This window comes from Hominimerdicola intestinalis (assembly GCF_054655215.1).
The window spans coordinates 15,225-31,622 of the sequence record NZ_BAAHNZ010000014.1; the positions used below are offsets into that span (position 1 = coordinate 15,225).

The window sequence follows — 16,398 nt, forward strand, 5'->3', positions numbered from 1 at the left end:
AATAATAGGGGGGGATAAACTTCCGCCCCCTATTGAATTTTCATTGTGCTTTAATTAGTCCATTGAAAGGTTGCTGTAAAGAGCTGTGATCTCCTTCTTGAAAGCTTCAAGAGCCTCTTCATATGTGCTGGTTCCGTCAAAGTAAGCCTTCATAGCAGCCTGGAACTTTTCGTTGCAGCCCTGGTCATATGCGGAAAGCTTATTAGACAGGTCGATCTTATCAGCAGCTTCTGTAAGGAGTGCAAGGTGGTTCTGTCCGCCAAGGAACGGGTTGGTGTAACCGCCGTCGATAAGCTCCTTGATAGCAGCCTTATTGTTTGTGTAGTCCTGCTCGCCCTCTGTGATGGCCTTCATGCATTCCTTATTGCAGGTCATAACCTTCATTATATCAGCAACGATATCTGTGTTATCGGAGTCGATAGCGCCGCAGATCCATGTACCGCCCCAGAAATATGCCTGAGGACCTTCGCAGGCTCTCCACTTACCGTAACCGCCGTTGCCTTCAACAGCGTTGGAGTTATCAGGCTTGACCTCTTCGTCAACAGTGTTGGGGAGAAGTGTGAAAGGAATACCCCATGTAGAGAAGAAATATCCGAATACCTTACCGTCGATCTTCTGTCCGGCAGCCCAAGCGTCATCCCAGAGAGAAGTCTTGTTGTTGTAGCCCTTATCTGTATGATCCTTGGTCTGCTCAACCCACTTGGTGATCTGAGGATCGATAGTGATCTTATCGTCAGTTACCCAAGGACCTGATACAGTATTGGAGAAGCATCTGTATGTATCGTCATAACCGGAAACCATCTTGTAACCCTTGTCAGCCATCTTCTTAGCTGTTTCGGTAAACTTATCCCAGTCAGAAACAGCCTTCTGAACCTCAGCAGGATCGTCAGTTCCGAGTACATCCTTAGCTATCTCAGCGTTATACAGGAACAGACCCGGTGTAGCCTGCCAGGAAACACCCTTAAGCTCGCCTGACTTTGTATCGGTAGCAACATCCTTAACGTATTTGTACTGCTCAGCAAGATCTTCCTCTGTAATTCCGATATCCTGAACCGAGAGAGCAACGTCGCCGTTAATATACTTGAGAGCGTAGTCAGCTTCAATAAGGAACATATCAACCTTTTCAGTTGAATCCTTCTGACCCTTAAGAGCTTCGTCAAGCTTTGTCTGATAAACGTTTCCTTCGTTTTCGTTCTGAACCCAGTTCAGCTTAACGCCGTTGATAGATTCAACGAACTCCTTGCCGTCCTTATCAGTTCCGGTCTTTACGTTAAGGGATGAATACTTAGAATAATACTTGTCAACTCTGCTCTTGAACTCTGTGTTCCAGCAGTAGATCGTAAGAGTATTCTTAGATTCTTCAGAAGACTCTTTACCGTGAAGAGTAGAAGTATCGATCCTGCTCTCTGTGCTGCCGCCGTTTGAATTCGTTGTGCCGGTAGAATTTGATCCGCCGGAAGCAGACGAGCTGTCGTCATTTCCGCAAGCCGTCATTACTGAACCTACCATGCAAACGCTGAGTGCGCCGGCAAGGATTCTCTTTAACTGTGTCATAATAAATTTCCTCCTTAAATATCGCATTATATTTGTGATTGCATTGCAGAGATTTCTGCAATAAATTAATGCCTAGATCCGTGCAACGGATTCGCCTTCCAGAAAGCGTCCGTTTACCGTTACGACCTCCGTAAAGGTAGTCTGTGGATTCTCTATAAGAGAAATCAACCGTTTTGCCGCCGTTACGCCTATCTGAGCTGTATCCTGAAGATAGGTTGTCAGCTTTGGTGACAGAAACTGAGCATAAGCTATTCCGTCATATCCCACTACCGAAACGTCTTCCGGAACCGACAACCCCATATCCTTAATGGCGTTAAAGCCGCCTATCGCCGAATAATCGTCCGGCATAAAGATACAAGTCGGTCTGTCATCGCCCTTCAGCAGCTCAGCAGTAAGCTTATATGTATTGTCCGGATTATGGTAATCTCCGCTCAGTATCCATTCGGAACGAACCGTTACGCCTCTGTTGATACACGCCTTATAAAAGCCTGCCAGACGTCTTTCGGCAACCGCCGATTTATTTCCCTGGATATAAGCTATTTTACGGTGACCCTTATCCGTCACATAGTTTATAAGCTCTTCCATTCCGCCTTCATTATTCGACATAACAGCTGTACGGCAGTCAAAAATATGGTCGATCGTAACGACGGGAATATCTCCGTTTATTACCTCATAAACATCCGGATCGGTAAAATCCGTACAGGTGATAACGATACCATCGACATTGCGGTACTTGCAGTGCTCATAGGTTGACATCTTCTGACGTCCGATATCCTTATTGATAAAAGTAATATCATAACCAGAGAACTCCGCTTCTGTTTTAAAGCTGTTCAGCACCTTTGCAAAAAACTCATGAGTAAGACCGCTTCCCGCCTCATCGAGAAACATAACTCCCAGATTATAGGTTCTGTTCGTTTTCAGAGCCCTTGCCTGAGAATTAGGGAAATAACCCATTTCCTTAGCTGCCTTAATAAGCCTTTCCTTAGTTGCTGCGCTGACATCTTTATGATCGTTCAGAGCTTTGCTTACTGTTGCAACTGAAACGCCGCAACGAACGGAAATATCTTTCAGTGAAACCAATGAGATTTCCGCCTTTCGTCTGATTTAAACGTTTAAGTAGATAAACGTCAAACAGAAAATCTGAATTTCAAACGTTTCCGTTAATAAAAATATACAATATATCAACGCAGATTTCAAGTATTTTTGCAAACTTTTATGCTGAATGTAATAAAATATGGTTAAATGAACAGTCTTTCAACACATAATTTGTGCATTTTGCCCACAAAATCATCACCGCTGTAACCGTTTTGTAATTATTTTCAGCTGCCGGCGTCAAAAGCGGCGAAACTATTCCTGATCGGCTTTGATTATCCATTTGATTGGTAAAATTCAATCTACTTCCATGTGCATATTGTATATATTTATTTCAACAATTCAAGGCTTAATTAGTATATTATTAACAAACAATACCTTTGATATTTTTATGACAATCATTTTAAACGTTTTCGACAAAAATCTCCTTAATATCTGAATGAATTACGAAATCTATTTAGATAGTATTTATTATTACCGCTGTAAACGTTTCAAGCGATAAAAAAATTTCGTGCTTTAAGTTTTTGAGTTTAAAATTTTCATATTGTGATAATTTTATCATTCTTTTTATTGTGCATTTTCACCTATTGCGTGCTTTTAACTGCGGCAACTACACTTTTAATGCGGATAAAATTCTGCTATAATCCGTAAATAGGTCACTTAAACGTTTTTGGTAATAAGCCCTCAGGCTATCCCCTGCCTATAACAGCTTCCACTTTATTATAATATATATTGAAAAAATACCTGTTTAAGAACTGAAAGCGCCCTCCGATCAACGAAGGACGCTTAATTCAATATTTTTTTATATTTACTTGTTAAGCTGATCCCTCAGCCTTTTCTGCTCTTCCTCCATAAGTCTCATAAGGTCTTCAAGAGAAGCGGACGCAGACTTAGAAACCGGCTTTTGTATTTCGCTGTCTGACTTTTCTTCCGTCGATACAGCAGCTTCTTCAGTTGAAACCGAAACCGATTCGTCAAGCAGCTTAGATGCCTTTTCATAATAAGACTGGTCAACTTTTACCGTACTGTCAGTTGCGGCAGCTTGCTCTTCCGACTCAGACTCCGACTTTGGTTCTTCAGATTCCTCTTCCTCCGTCTGAATATGAGAACGGTGAAGCTTTTTCTCATTTTCTCCGCCGAAAAGAAAATCGTCAAGCGTTACATTAGTTTCCTCTTCCTCCTCTTCAGCTTCATCTTCTTCATCGTCGCTGCTGGAATGAGAAGCGATAGCTATGATCAGCTCTATAAGCACAAGGAAAAACAGAGGAACGATAGCGCATACGGCCATTCCGAACGTTGAAGTCACAAAGCTTATTACCTTTCCGGCAGTCAGGTAATAGCTGGACGCCAAACCTACTATGTCCGAAGATTTTACCTCATATAGCTTTGATGGATTTTTCTCCTGATAAACAGTATAAACAACTCCGTCAACGCTGTCGCCCTTAGATGAAACATCTGCAAGCCAGAATACCGATGTGCCGATATTCGGAACGTTTTCAACCAAAACAGCCTTTCCTTTCCCCTCAACGCTGGGAACGCCGTTAGCTGCAACAACAAGAGCGCCCTGAGGAACATCCTCCCCCATTTTGCTGTCGTTCATTATGTACAGGCTGTAACCCGCAAAGCTTGGAGTTACGTCCTTATTCTTAAAAACTCTTGAAACTCCGAAAATGATAAGCATTTCCAAAATAATAAACACTACAAAAAATATTGCCACACTCTTTGCAGCTGAAGATCTTTGTTTTGTCTGGCTCATAATTTACATTCCTTCCCAAAGAATATTTACACTTTATTTTTTTACACAAGACCGCATTTAAACAACGGTATATTAAATTTATTATAGCACATCTTTTCCCGAATTTCAACCGCTTTAGAATATTTTTTATGATAAGTCCGAACCTTCAAAAATATTATTGGATTTTACTTATAAGCTATTGACAAAAAACTGTTTTTAGTTTATAATATTTAATGCGTTGCGGTAAAGTGCCTTTGACAGTTTCAAAAATATAACTGTTGCGTCGGCTGCATTGCAGCGCTTTTGACGAATATGCTGATATGGCTCAGTTGTGTAGAGAGTTTCAACTCTGTTGAAACCCCTCATTTGTAATGAGTAGGTCGTCGGTTCTTGATAAAGCGGCATGACGGCGGATTAGTAGACTGAAAATTTTATATAAGCTGATATGGCTCAGTTGGTAGAGCAGCTCATTCGTAATGAGCAGGTCGTCGGTTCGAGTCCGACTATCAGCTCCATAAGCAAATTTCAGATGAGAAAAGCTCCGATTATCGGAGCTTTTTTGTTTATTCAACATTTTAGATTAAGAATATATTGTTCAAAACCTCCCCGCTGTCATTTCTGCCTACGGGGATTTTTACTCCGGCTTATTTTCTTCATGCTCAAGATCATTTATAGCATATTTAAGGCATTGAATCACCAGCTGATTAAGCGAAAGATTGTTTTCATAGGCAAGCTTGTCAAGCTTTTCAACTACCTCCTCCGGCAGCCGAAAGGTTTTTGTAACATAGGTATATCCTTTTTGTATTTTCCACATTTTATACACGCTCCTTATTATCTATTATGCACCGCAATTTGTACAAAATATACAATAATATTGCAATAATTTTATCTTGTATATATATTGATATATTATTGTAAAATGTGCTATAATATATTAGGAAATAAATTTCCTAATATACATACGGGAGGAGTTAATATGTTTAAAGGGCGAAGTAAACTTTTGTTCATTACAGCAATAGCTTCATTAGCATATGCGATTTATATGATTTCGTATATATACGGAGCAAATGCGGAAACTAAAGATGCTGCTGAACAGTTAGGTACAGCAATTGCATCAGCATTAATTATGCCTCATTTAATAATGATGAGTTTGGGTGCAATTTTTTCTTGGTTAGGATTCTTTTTGAAAGCAACCTGGGGAGCGCTTGTCGGCGCAATTCTTTTTTGCGTTGGACTTTGCTGTATGCCGATTTATTTTATGTTTTCAGTGCCGCTGCTAATTTTAGGCTTCATTTCTTTTTCAAAGCAAAAGAAAATTAATAAAGAGTCGGAAAACATAGACAATTAACCTAATCTGACACTAATGGTCTTAAAGGTTACAACCAAAGTTTCAGAAAAACTGCTGAAAGTTTTCGGTTATTAATTAAAAAAAGCTACAAAAAAGGACTTCCCTTTCGGAAAGTCCTTTTTATTATATTCAGGATTATTAATCAGCCAGTCTAGCCTCGAGCTCATCAAGCTCTTTGTAAAGAACATCGGGGATATTTCCGCCCTTTGCTGCAATGTCGTCGTTGTAGTATCTTCTCATTTCAGCAACTTCGTCCTTCCAAAGCTCCTTATCAACATCAAGAAGAGCATTCATTCTCTCAGGAGTGATCTCGTCCTCGATACCTGTTACATTGATATCCTCAGGCTTAGGAACATAACCGATAGCGGTTTCCTGAGCGTCAACCGTGCCCTCGCATCTCTTGATGATCCAGTCAAGAACTCTCATATTGTCGCCGAAGCCCGGCCACATAAAGTTGCCCTCGTCATCCTTCTTGAACCAGTTAACGTTAAATATCTTAGGAGCCTTATCGCCGAGCTTTTCGCCCATTTCGATCCAGTGTGCCCAGTAATCGCCTACGTTGTAGCCGATAAACGGCTTCATAGCCATCGGGTCGTGACGGAGTACGCCTACTGCGCCTGTAGCTGCTGCAGTTGTTTCAGATGAAACTGCAGAGCCCATGAAAGTACCATGGTTCCAGTCAAATGCCTGATATACCAGCGGAGTTGTCTTTGCTCTTCTTCCGCCAAAAATAATTGCAGAGATCGGCACACCCTGAGGATTGTTGAACTCAGAAGAAATGCACGGGCAATTCTCGGCAGGAGCGGTAAATCTGGAGTTAGGATGAGCAAGCTTGCCGCCCTCGGCAACAAATTCAGGTCCGTTGACCTTCTCACCCTTCCACTCTGTAGCGTTTACAGGCGGGTTCTTGTCAAGACCTTCCCACCAAACGGTCAGATTGTCGTTATTTATAGCTACGTTAGTAAATATCGTATTCTTCTTAGTTGAAGCAAGAGCGTTAAAGTTAGACTTAGCGTTTGTTCCGGGAGCAACTCCGAAGAAGCCGTTCTCAGGATTGATCGCATAAAGTCTTCCGTCCTCGCCCTGCTTGAGCCATGCGATATCGTCACCGACAGTCCATACCTTGTAGCCCTGCTCTGTATAGCACTCGGGCGGGATAAGCATAGCAAGGTTTGTCTTTCCGCAGGCAGACGGGAAAGCGGCAGTAATGTACTTAACCTCTCCGTCAGGCTTTTCTACGCCGAGAATAAGCATATGCTCAGCCATCCAGCCTTCATTCTTACCCTGGAAGGAAGCGATTCTGAGAGCGAAGCACTTTTTGCCCAGAAGAACGTTTCCGCCGTAAGCAGAGTTTATGGACCATATCGTATTATCCTCGGGGAAGTGAACGATATATCTGTTTTCAGGATCAACCTGAGCCTTTGAATGAAGTCCTCTTACAAAGTCATTAGACGTATCACCCAAGTTCTCGAAAGCCTTAGCGCCCATTCTTGTCATAATATCCATGTTAAGTACAACATAGATAGAGTCTGTAAGCTCAACGCCTACCTTAGCAAGAGGCGAGCCGATAGGACCCATGGAATAAGGGATAACGTACATTGTTCTTCCCTTCATTACGCCGTCGTACATAGGGGTAAGCTTAGCGTACATCTCCTCAGGATCGCACCAATTGTTTGTCGGGCCTGCGTCCTGCTTGTTTTTTGAACAGATAAAGGTTCTGTCCTCAACACGTGCAACGTCGTTAGGGAGCGTTCTGTGATACAGACAGCCTGGATACTCGTCCTGATTAAGTTCGATCATTTCACCTGTAGATATAGCCTCGTCGCGGAGAGCCTGAAGCTGCTCGTCGGAGCCGTCGATCCATACGACATTATCCGGCTTTGTAAGCGCAATCATTTCATCGACCCAAGCGTTAACGTTAGGGTTCTTTGTAAGACTTGCCATAAATTTAAAACTCCTCTCAAAATTAAAACTGACTTGACGGAAGATGATTTAAAAAAATCAAATTTCCCATAGATACCATTATACCCTATAACCTTTCTTTTGTCAACACTATATTTGTTAAATTTTTAACGCGATTATGCATGAAAACTTACAATTCAATTCAGCAAAAACCTTATATATTGCTTTAAATTGCAAAAAATATGCAGAATATGAATGATTCCGAATTAAATCCTGCATAAAATCTGCGTTACATTCAATTTGTCAGGTATACTTCAGCATCTTATAAGCATGATCGGGTATAATTTTCTACCCTTTGCACAATTCAGAGCAGAATAATATGATTTGTTTGTGCATTATAGTGCAGACAGATTTGAAAACGGTTTTTTTCATTTTTATTTAACGTTATTCTGCACATCCGAAAGCGTTTTTATTACACATCCGATTAACTAAATTGCACAAAATAGAATAACGGCGCTGCTCTTTTCAGGAATTTGCAAACGGCAAAGCTCAGCAGTATTATTATATCAGAAAAGCAAACGGAAAGAGGTTTTTAATCATGGCATTTCCATCAAGATCAGGAAAACAGATACGGCTTATTGCACTCACAGGACTTTTTATGGCTGTTATTTACGTTTTAACGGCATATCTGCATATCCCTACTGCAAAAGGCTATGTTCATATCGGAGACGGAATAATATTTCTCGCAGCGTCAATATTGCCCGCCCCGTATGCGGTTGCGGCGGCTTCAATAGGAGGTGCGCTGTCGGACGCGCTTTCAGGCTATTGGATATGGGTCCCGGCAACGCTTATGATCAAGGGACTGACTGCTTTATTCTTTACTTCAAAGCGAGAAAAGATACTATGCGCCCGCAATTACGCCGCACTTCTGCCTGCGCTCATACTATGCGTAGCAGGCTACGGATTTTACAGCGGACTGGTTATCTACGGTTCTCTGGCTATGGGCTTTGCGGACGCTGCGGCAAACTTTGTTCAGACAGCAGCCAGCGCGATACTCTTTATAGCGGCAGGCGCTGCCTTTGACAGAGCCGGAATAAAAAAACGTATCCCGGATCTGTCAGCTTCGCATGTCAACAGCTGATAATAAACTAAAGGAGAAAACATATGAAACCAGCTCACACAAAAACAAGGCTTCTGGCACTATCCGGACTTTTTGCAGCGGTAATATTTGCAGTCACCGCTTATATTCACATTCCTACGGGACTTGGCTATACTCACGCAGGCGACGGGATAATATATCTTGCCGCTAGTCTTCTGCCCGCTCCTTATGCCGCAGCGGCGTCAGCAGTGGGGGGAGCTTTGGCAGACGGACTTACCGGATTTGCAGTATGGATGCCGGCAACTATTATAATAAAAGCGGTTACAGCATTATTCTTTTCAAACAAAAGCGGAAGGATAATCTGTACAAGAAATATCACAGCGATAATACCGTCGCTGATCTTATGTACGGCAGGTTACAGCCTTTACGAAGGACTTGTTATGACTGACGGCTTTTCCTCAGCAGCTATAGCCGCAGCTTTCGGTCAAGCGCCGTTTTACTGCGTACAGGTGGCTGTAAGCTCAGCTGTATACATTGTTCTCGGACTCGCCTTGGACAAAATAAAAATACAGCGTCTTGTAAAATAAAAGCTTTTAGAAGGACGGATCTTTTCCGTCCTTTTTATTTTTCTGAGAAAAAGTCCGGCCTTGACTTAATCAGAACTGACGTAGGAACAAGAAAAAATCGGATAAATGCATAAACCTGCATTTATCCGATTTTATTACACTAAACTAATAGTTTACCCAATTTCCGTAAGAGTCATAATATCCGTTAGTGAAACCTACATAATTACCGTATTGGTCATAGCCGTTCTCATCAACGACCGGCTCTGTACTTGACTCTACTGCCGATTCGCCGTATATAGTTTCCTGAATCAGCTTCATATTTGCGTCAAAATCAATGCTCAGCACAGCCATTCCGTTGATAGTTTCATTTGTAAAGGTATTGTCAGCAGGAATCCTAAGCTCCTGAATATCATAATCCATATATTCAAATGAATTTAGCAGCAAGGAAGCTATCTTTCCGGACTCGACCAGATCGGTAGTAACCTCAGGCAGAACCTCTTTAAGGAGCTTATCAAGCTTTACAAGGCTGAGCTTCTTTGATTTATTTATCATTTCGGAGATAACCTTGCGCTGGCGCTGCGTTCTTTCAAAGTCAGCGTCTCCGACATATCTCAGACGTGCATAGGCAAGGGACTGGTTTCCGTTAAGGAGAATATTTTCTCCTCCCTGCTTCAGGTAATCGGTCCCCTTCTTATTTCCGAGATATTTATTCTGCTCGGCCATAGGAGCCTGCATTCCTGCCGCTTCTTCATCTGATACCGTAAGATTAAGTCCGCCTACCGTATCTACTATTTTAATAAAGGAATAGAAATTAACAACAACATATTTATCGATCGTAACTCCAAAATACTGCTCAAGAGTATTCTCAAGGCTTTCTGCTCCTCCGTAATAATACGCAGCGTTAAGACGGTTAGAGTATCCGGCGTCAGGCAAATAAAGATAGATATCCCTCATAAAAGAGGTCATAGTTATTGTTTCAAGCTTTGAATTTATAGAAATGAGCATCATAACGTCGGTATTTCCACGGGTCTCCTGCTCAGTATCCCGTATATCCTCACCTATCAGCAGAACGTTGAAAACGTCGCTGTCGCTCATCAGAGCAGAAGCACTTTTCTCAAGCTGCTGTTTCAGCTTTTCTTCCTCCGTAAGCTCATCGATAGTGTCCTGCTTAGTAGGATCCGTGTCGCTGTAAACAGGCTTATCGGTATTTATTCCGCCGTTATCCTTATTAAACAATGAAATATAGCCTACTAATTTAAGCCACGCCGCAAACGCAAGAATACAGATCAGCAGAAAAACAAAGCCTAAGATCACTCCTGTCTTTTTTTTGGCAGACCAGCTTCGGAAGCCTTTTTTAGACTTTTTTGAGCTTTGGGAAGCGGATCGTTTTGAAGCGTCTGAGCTTTTATCCGTATTTTTACGTCCTGCGGAGTCAGAGCCTCGTTTGCCTGTACCTCCGCTCTTTTTAGATCCAGAGCTTTTACCGTTTTCGGAAGGTGTAGCCTTATCTGCGCCGGAGCCTCCGGTCAGCGGAGCGCTGCACGCCTTGGCTTTTTTAAAGCTTACGTCATACTTTTCCTCGGGATCTTTATCCTCAGATTTTTCTACGGCAGTTTTCCTCTTACCTTTTTTTATTGCCATTACCGTAGATATAAGCTCTTCAAGTTCTTCGTCGGAAGCTGCTTTATTTCCAGAATCTATATCGTTATTAAGTATTTTGTTATTCTCTGACATAACAAGCCTCATTTCCGGTATTTAAAATCATACTGTAAATAATTATTACTCAGCGATAAAAAAGATTACAATTTGATTACACAATATTTCTTTATAATTATATACTAAAATATCTTAAAATACAACACGCAAATATGACGAAATTCTTACATATTTTCTGCCGAATTTTATAATTATAAATAAAAACTATTCGATTTTTCACCGTTTTATCAAAAACAAAGTTTTTACAGCCGCTATATCAGTATGCTTTAATAATGCCTGATATATTCACAGAAGCCTTAACAGCAGCAAAAAACAATCATTATTAAATTATCGCTCTGAAATAAAAAAGATCTTATTCATCAAAGAATAAAATCTTTTTCCGAGCTTTTATATTCTGAATATTTTTCTTATTGTTCTGAGCATTGCCGAACCGGGCTTATAGAAATGCTGATAGTCCTTGGAATTTTTCCATTCTCCGCCCCATTTCCAGCCATGAGACGTAAATATCCGCCAGCATATATCGTCCTTAACTATTTTATATGGAAAATCTCTCGATCTGTCCGCATAAGGAGCGGCCTTTGCAGGCATTATTTTTCCACCTGCAATATACGGATTATAAAGCGGATTTATATCTACCGCCCTGCCCAGACCGTGAAGAGAAACGGTATCGGTCCCCGCTACTGTCCGATAGTTAAAGCAAGAGGTATTGTTATCAGCCATTATCTTATCGTCATCGCCGCCGTATTCATCGGCAAGCCTCATTTTTTCTATAGGATAACCGGCTTCAAAAAGTTCTCTGAAAATATCCGTGATCTCGGAGGAGAGCTTTTTATTGCATATCATTTCCCCCGTCTGAACGCTGCCCTCGAAGTCAATATAGCTGATCCTCAGATAAGACAGCTGAGAAAGCTTTATATGGGGATTTTCGCGGTAGGTAACTCCCGTTATTTTTTCTATAATGCTTTTCGGCAGTTCCTGCGCAGTAAATACCGAGGTCATGGCAATACTCCTTAACATAAAATTACGGCGTGAAAAAAAATTTTTATCTCTCGCACTTCCACAGGAATGCAGAGTAAGGAGGCAGCTCGCTTCCGCCGCCGAAGTCATGCTCCCTGCCTGTAATAAGGTCTGCCGCTTTTCCGCAGCGCGCGTCAAAATGAGCGTCAAAGCTTTCGCCGTCAGCATTTATTGCCGCTAAAACCCGTTCTCCGTCGGCTTCCCTCTCTATTATACACTGCTTATTAGTAAGCAGCAAAACGGAGAACGAGCCGAAGCAGAGCGCTCTGCTTTCACGATGCGCCGCCGCAAGCTTTGAGATCCATTCGGTAAGTTCATTGCTCTGAGGCTCGTCAAAGGATACCCTGAGCGCAGGATCGCCCTGACTTTTATCCGCCTTTTCTCCCCATTCCGAACCGTAGTATATGCAGGGTATACCCGGCATTGCAAACATAAGCGCATAGATAAGCGGAATATGCTTTTCATTTTTCAGTACGCTGGCGATCCTTGAAACGTCGTGGTTATCCACAAAGGACAGCAGATGCATTCCTCTGTAGCGGCACCAGTTTTCAGGGCCGAACTGATTTTTAAGAGAATGGCAAATCTCAAACATATTCATGCTGTTGAAGCTGGAGTGAAGCCCCTTATAGCACTCATAGTTAGTGGCGCTGTCAAGCATTTCGGGATTTACCCAGCGCGCATAATCTCCGTGCAGAAGCTCGCCGAGCAAAAAGAAATCAGGCTTCAGCGATTTACAAAAATTATGCAGATTTCTCAAAAAATCAAAATCTAGGCAGTAAGCAACGTCAAGCCGCAGACCGTCTATATCAAACTCCTCTATCCAGCCCCTAATGCATTCAAATATATGGTCTGCAACCTCGGGATTGCGGAGATTGAGCTTTACAAGATCAAAATGCCCCTCCCAGCCCTCGTACCAAAGACCGTCGTTATAATTTGAATTTCCTCCAAGATCTATATGAAACCAATCCTTGTAGGGCGAGGACTCACGTTTTTTTAGTACGTCCTGAAACGCCCAGAAACCCCTGCCGACGTGATTGAAAACGCCGTCGAGAACCACTCTTATCCCGTTTTCATGAAGCTTTCCGCATACCGCTGCGAAATCCTTATTAGTACCGAGCCGGCAGTCCAGCTTACGGTAATCCCTTGTATTGTAGCCGTGTGTATCAGACTCGAACACCGGAGAAAAATAGACTGCGTTGCAGCCCAGACTCTTTATATGAGGTATCCAGTCAGTTACCTTATTTATTCTGCTTTCGGTAACTCCGTCGTTTTCAAACGGCGCTCCGCAGAATCCCAGCGGATATATCTGATAAAATACGCTTTCATATGCCCACATTTTTTCAACATTCCTCTCAATTTTAACTTCTTTATCAAAAACCGAATAAACGGCAGTGATTATTATTAGCTTCAACGGTCATAATAATTATAACAGATAACAGCTTATAATACAATACTGTTTTATCGGCAAAATATGCATATTAATTGACTTTTGAAGAAAGTCGTGTTATTATTAGCAGTAAGAATATATATTATAAAGAAAGTACGGTTTATATCTATGAATAAAATATTAGTGCTTTTTACCGGCGGCACGATAGGAAGCACTTCATATAACGGAATAGCAGACGTTGACAGCAGCAAAAGATTCCTGCTTATAAGCCAATATGAGAACATTTACGGTCATGATACTCAGTTTGAATGCCGTCAGATCATGAACGTTCTCAGCGAAAATATTACCGTCAGCGAACTGGAGCTGCTTGCAGACGAGCTTTCAAAGGTAAATTTCAGCGATTATTCAGGCGTGATAATAACTCACGGCAGCGATACCCTTGCCTATACCGCCGCTTTTATCGGAATGCTGTTCAGACATTCCCCAGTTCCTATTATTCTTGTAGCTTCAAATCTTCCGCTGGACGAAAAGGGAACTAACGGACTTTATAATTTCACCTGCGCCGTAAAGGTTATTTCGGAGGGAAAATACAGAGGGGTCTTTGCATCCTATGAAAGTATTTACCTTTCCACAAGGATCATTCCCGCCGATACCTGCCTCGACAAATTTTCCTCATACGGCGGAAATGAATTTTATCGGGTAAGTGAAAAAATGCTTGACAACAGCTTTGAACCTCTGCTGAAAAATCCGCTGAAGCTGAAAAAAAGAGTGCTTAAGATCTCCGGTTATCCCGATATAGATTTTTCCTCCTACAAGCTTATTGAAAATATCGGCGCGGTTCTATACGTTCCTTATCACAGCGGAACAGCCTGTACGGGAAGCCCTGACGATAACAAAAATATTACATCTCTTGCAAAAAGATGCCGTGAAAAGAATATTCCACTTTATATATGCGGAGTAAAAGTCGGCGGACAGCTTTATTCCTCTCATAAAAATATGTTCGACGCAGGTATTATACCTCTGGGACGTATCTCGGATGTTGCCGCTTATATAAAGCTGCTTATCGGAATAAATCAAAACGAATACCCTCTGAAGGAATTTATGTATATGAATATTTACTTTGAAACGGTAAAATAAAAATACAGCAAAAAGGACGGACACAGTATTTAATAACTGCGTTCGTCCTTAATTTTAATAATCTTACGATGATCAGAAGCTTCTACTTGCCTGCTCTTGAACGATACCACGAGCGTATAAGCTTTCCGCTCTCAGTCAGCTGTGAAGTGCCGCTCTTGATCGCTTTCAGATTTGTTCCGCTTTTAAAGGCTGAAGCGGTCTCGGATTTTCCGCAGGCGCTCCAGTTTATATAGCCTACGTTCTTTGAATCCAGAAGCTTGAGCCATGTTTTTGTCTGTGAAGCGTTATAGCCGCCGTTTCCGGAAGCGTCGCAGGTCCCGAACTCCGATACAAGAATCGGAAGGCCCTTATTGTAGCAGCCGGTAAATCTCGACCTCAGCCAGTCTGTATGAGTGTTAGCGTAGAAATGCAGTGCATAAACGCAGTTCTTATCCGAAAGCCTGTTTCCTACGACCTTATCTATATCCTGACACCATGTTCCCGTTCCGCAGATTATAATAGCATCCTTATCATATTTTCTGATTGTTTTTACAAGCGTATCGCAGTAAGACTTTATCTGCCCCGACCATGTAACTCCGCCGTTCGGCTCGTTGCATATTTCATAGATAACATTGTTGTAATCCTTATACTTTTTGGACATTTCAGTAAAGAACTTTACAGCCTCAGCCTGGTGCTTCTTAGGATCACGGTCATTGAGAACGTGCCAGTCAATAACAGCGTACATTCCGAGCGAACGTGCATTTTCGACTCCCTGATCTACCTTAGCCTTTGCCTGAGAAGCAAAAGCAGAGCCTGTAGTATAGCCGCCGTATTCTTCGGTATACATAGCAATTCTTATTGTATTTACTCCCCAGTCGTCACGCAGTACCTTTAGGCTGTTTTTAGTAAGAATATCCGAGAAGTTTTCCCACATAATGCCGTGGGTAGACATACCTCTAATCTGGAACTTTGAACCTTTCATATTAACTATATTAGCTCCGCTTACGGAAAGCGGGCCGTTCTTGGCAAGAGGCGAAGAACCCAGCATACGCCTTACATAGCCGCACGTTCCTGCGTTTACCTTACCCTTTGTATCGGTTCTGTAGGCTCTAACCTTAAACTGATACTCGGTATTGTTTGAAAGACCTCCTACCCTGTAGGTAGTAGTATTCATATCCCTGAGAGTCGCAATTTTTACCCAGCTTCCCGATTTATACTGATAGACCTGATAGCCGTTTCCCGTCTGCTTCGTCCAGTTGAGCCTTACGGCATTTTCAGTCTGTGAAGTCGAGGTTATCTTTACCGCCTTTGATTTTGTACCGGCGTATTTGGCGTCGCTTGCCTTGCCCCAGTAATTTGTTCCGTTTACCTTTCTGTATGCTTTTACCTTATACTGATAAAGCGTTCCGGAGCTTAAACCCGAATTACGGTATGTGACCGTATCAGAATTATTAACAGTAGCAATATTTATCCAGTTTTTTCCGTTATACCGATATATTCTGTAGCCTGTCGCTCCGCTTACCTTATTCCAGTTAATACGTATAGCGTCTGTCGTACATGAGTAATCGGTTTTTACCGTGACCTTTGCCGGAGCATAATCGGCAGCCGAGCAGGTCATTACCGCAGAACTGTACGTTCCGTTTCCTTCCGAAGCCTGTGCAAAGCTCAAAACCGTAACTGCCGCAGCCGCCGAAAGAGCAAATGCCGCAAGCTTTTTTACTAAACTCATAAAAGCACTTCCTTTATTGAATGTCAATGTCCGCCGTTTAACAATAGTCTTGCATAACCGTTTTATAATTTATTATTTAATTACATTATATCACAGATCATTAATTATGTAAACAGAAAAAAGGCACATGGGATTTG

Annotated in this window: 13 protein-coding genes and 1 tRNA gene; 5 read left to right on the forward strand and 9 right to left on the reverse strand. The window is 42.0% G+C overall.

The window, feature by feature from the left end:
- Positions 1–54: 54 nt before the first annotated feature.
- The 3 genes from ACYQ0H_RS11055 to ACYQ0H_RS11065 all read right to left on the reverse strand — a co-directional run bounded on the left by ACYQ0H_RS11055 (position 55) and on the right by ACYQ0H_RS11065 (position 4,402).
- The gene (locus ACYQ0H_RS11055; RefSeq protein ID WP_459812898.1) at positions 55–1,554 is read right to left on the reverse strand and encodes a carbohydrate ABC transporter substrate-binding protein; all 1,500 of its coding nucleotides are present in this window, start codon (positions 1,552–1,554) and stop codon (positions 55–57) included.
- 72 nt (positions 1,555–1,626) lie between these two features.
- Positions 1,627–2,634 carry a LacI family DNA-binding transcriptional regulator gene (locus tag ACYQ0H_RS11060; RefSeq protein WP_459812899.1) on the reverse strand — a complete coding sequence of 336 codons (1,008 nt, stop codon included), beginning with the start codon at positions 2,632–2,634 and terminating at the stop codon, positions 1,627–1,629.
- An 820-nt stretch (positions 2,635–3,454) separates the two neighbouring features.
- Positions 3,455–4,402 (reverse strand): hypothetical protein, encoded by a 948-nt coding sequence (locus tag ACYQ0H_RS11065; protein WP_459812900.1) that lies wholly within the window; start codon positions 4,400–4,402, stop codon positions 3,455–3,457.
- Between the two features lie 418 nt (positions 4,403–4,820).
- Between ACYQ0H_RS11065 and ACYQ0H_RS11070 the strand changes: the two genes are divergently transcribed.
- A tRNA-Thr gene (locus ACYQ0H_RS11070) sits at positions 4,821–4,896 on the forward strand.
- A gap of 119 nt (positions 4,897–5,015) precedes the next feature.
- Here the strand turns inward: ACYQ0H_RS11070 and ACYQ0H_RS11075 are convergent.
- A complete protein-coding gene (locus ACYQ0H_RS11075) occupies positions 5,016–5,195 on the reverse strand; it encodes an Arc family DNA-binding protein (RefSeq protein WP_459812901.1) in 180 nt (59 codons plus the stop codon).
- 162 nt (positions 5,196–5,357) lie between these two features.
- Here ACYQ0H_RS11075 and ACYQ0H_RS11080 point away from each other — a divergent pair, with 162 nt between their 5' ends.
- On the forward strand, positions 5,358–5,729 hold the full coding sequence (locus tag ACYQ0H_RS11080; protein ID WP_459812902.1) for a hypothetical protein: 372 nt from the start codon (positions 5,358–5,360) through the stop codon (positions 5,727–5,729).
- Between the two features lie 138 nt (positions 5,730–5,867).
- Here the strand turns inward: ACYQ0H_RS11080 and ACYQ0H_RS11085 are convergent, their stop codons facing one another.
- Positions 5,868–7,673: a phosphoenolpyruvate carboxykinase (GTP) gene (locus tag ACYQ0H_RS11085; protein WP_459812903.1), complete on the reverse strand. Its 1,806-nt coding sequence runs from the start codon at positions 7,671–7,673 to the stop codon at positions 5,868–5,870.
- 556 nt (positions 7,674–8,229) lie between these two features.
- Between ACYQ0H_RS11085 and ACYQ0H_RS11090 the strand changes: the two genes are divergently transcribed.
- Together ACYQ0H_RS11090 and ACYQ0H_RS11095 are read left to right on the forward strand one after the other, a co-directional pair.
- Positions 8,230–8,772, forward strand: coding sequence for a TIGR04002 family protein (locus ACYQ0H_RS11090; protein ID WP_459812904.1), 543 nt, complete (start codon positions 8,230–8,232; stop codon positions 8,770–8,772).
- Between the two features lie 23 nt (positions 8,773–8,795).
- Positions 8,796–9,317 carry a TIGR04002 family protein gene (locus ACYQ0H_RS11095; protein WP_459812905.1) on the forward strand — a complete coding sequence of 174 codons (522 nt, stop codon included), beginning with the start codon at positions 8,796–8,798 and terminating at the stop codon, positions 9,315–9,317.
- A 144-nt stretch (positions 9,318–9,461) separates the two neighbouring features.
- On the opposite strand, the gene ACYQ0H_RS11100 is transcribed toward ACYQ0H_RS11095, so the two are convergent.
- The 3 genes from ACYQ0H_RS11100 to ACYQ0H_RS11110 all read right to left on the reverse strand — a co-directional run bounded on the left by ACYQ0H_RS11100 (position 9,462) and on the right by ACYQ0H_RS11110 (position 13,365).
- Positions 9,462–11,030: an LCP family protein gene (locus ACYQ0H_RS11100; RefSeq protein WP_459812906.1), complete on the reverse strand. Its 1,569-nt coding sequence runs from the start codon at positions 11,028–11,030 to the stop codon at positions 9,462–9,464.
- Positions 11,031–11,399: 369 nt separating this feature from the next.
- The gene (locus ACYQ0H_RS11105) at positions 11,400–12,011 is read right to left on the reverse strand and encodes a M15 family metallopeptidase (protein WP_459812907.1); all 612 of its coding nucleotides are present in this window, start codon (positions 12,009–12,011) and stop codon (positions 11,400–11,402) included.
- Positions 12,012–12,054: 43 nt separating this feature from the next.
- Positions 12,055–13,365, reverse strand: a complete 1,311-nt coding sequence (locus tag ACYQ0H_RS11110; protein ID WP_459812908.1) for an alpha-amylase family glycosyl hydrolase — start codon at positions 13,363–13,365, stop codon at positions 12,055–12,057.
- Between the two features lie 219 nt (positions 13,366–13,584).
- Here ACYQ0H_RS11110 and ACYQ0H_RS11115 point away from each other — a divergent pair, with 219 nt between their 5' ends.
- Positions 13,585–14,553, forward strand: a complete 969-nt coding sequence (locus ACYQ0H_RS11115; RefSeq protein WP_459812909.1) for an asparaginase domain-containing protein — start codon at positions 13,585–13,587, stop codon at positions 14,551–14,553.
- A gap of 82 nt (positions 14,554–14,635) precedes the next feature.
- On the opposite strand, the gene ACYQ0H_RS11120 is transcribed toward ACYQ0H_RS11115, so the two are convergent.
- Positions 14,636–16,261 carry a glycoside hydrolase family 5 protein gene (locus ACYQ0H_RS11120; RefSeq protein ID WP_459812910.1) on the reverse strand — a complete coding sequence of 542 codons (1,626 nt, stop codon included), beginning with the start codon at positions 16,259–16,261 and terminating at the stop codon, positions 14,636–14,638.
- Positions 16,262–16,398: the final 137 nt, after the last annotated feature.

Coding starts and splice junctions, on each gene's coding strand:
- ACYQ0H_RS11055 (WP_459812898.1), bottom strand. CDS start 1,554: ATGACACAGTTAAAGAGAATCCTTGCCGGCGCACTCAGCGTTTGCATG.
- ACYQ0H_RS11065 (WP_459812900.1), bottom strand. CDS start 4,402: ATGAGCCAGACAAAACAAAGATCTTCAGCTGCAAAGAGTGTGGCAATA.
- ACYQ0H_RS11075 (WP_459812901.1), bottom strand. CDS start 5,195: ATGTGGAAAATACAAAAAGGATATACCTATGTTACAAAAACCTTTCGG.
- ACYQ0H_RS11080 (WP_459812902.1), top strand. CDS start 5,358: ATGTTTAAAGGGCGAAGTAAACTTTTGTTCATTACAGCAATAGCTTCA.
- ACYQ0H_RS11085 (WP_459812903.1), bottom strand. CDS start 7,673: ATGGCAAGTCTTACAAAGAACCCTAACGTTAACGCTTGGGTCGATGAA.
- ACYQ0H_RS11090 (WP_459812904.1), top strand. CDS start 8,230: ATGGCATTTCCATCAAGATCAGGAAAACAGATACGGCTTATTGCACTC.
- ACYQ0H_RS11095 (WP_459812905.1), top strand. CDS start 8,796: ATGAAACCAGCTCACACAAAAACAAGGCTTCTGGCACTATCCGGACTT.
- ACYQ0H_RS11100 (WP_459812906.1), bottom strand. CDS start 11,030: ATGTCAGAGAATAACAAAATACTTAATAACGATATAGATTCTGGAAAT.
- ACYQ0H_RS11105 (WP_459812907.1), bottom strand. CDS start 12,011: ATGACCTCGGTATTTACTGCGCAGGAACTGCCGAAAAGCATTATAGAA.
- ACYQ0H_RS11110 (WP_459812908.1), bottom strand. CDS start 13,365: ATGTGGGCATATGAAAGCGTATTTTATCAGATATATCCGCTGGGATTC.
- ACYQ0H_RS11115 (WP_459812909.1), top strand. CDS start 13,585: ATGAATAAAATATTAGTGCTTTTTACCGGCGGCACGATAGGAAGCACT.
- ACYQ0H_RS11120 (WP_459812910.1), bottom strand. CDS start 16,261: ATGAGTTTAGTAAAAAAGCTTGCGGCATTTGCTCTTTCGGCGGCTGCG.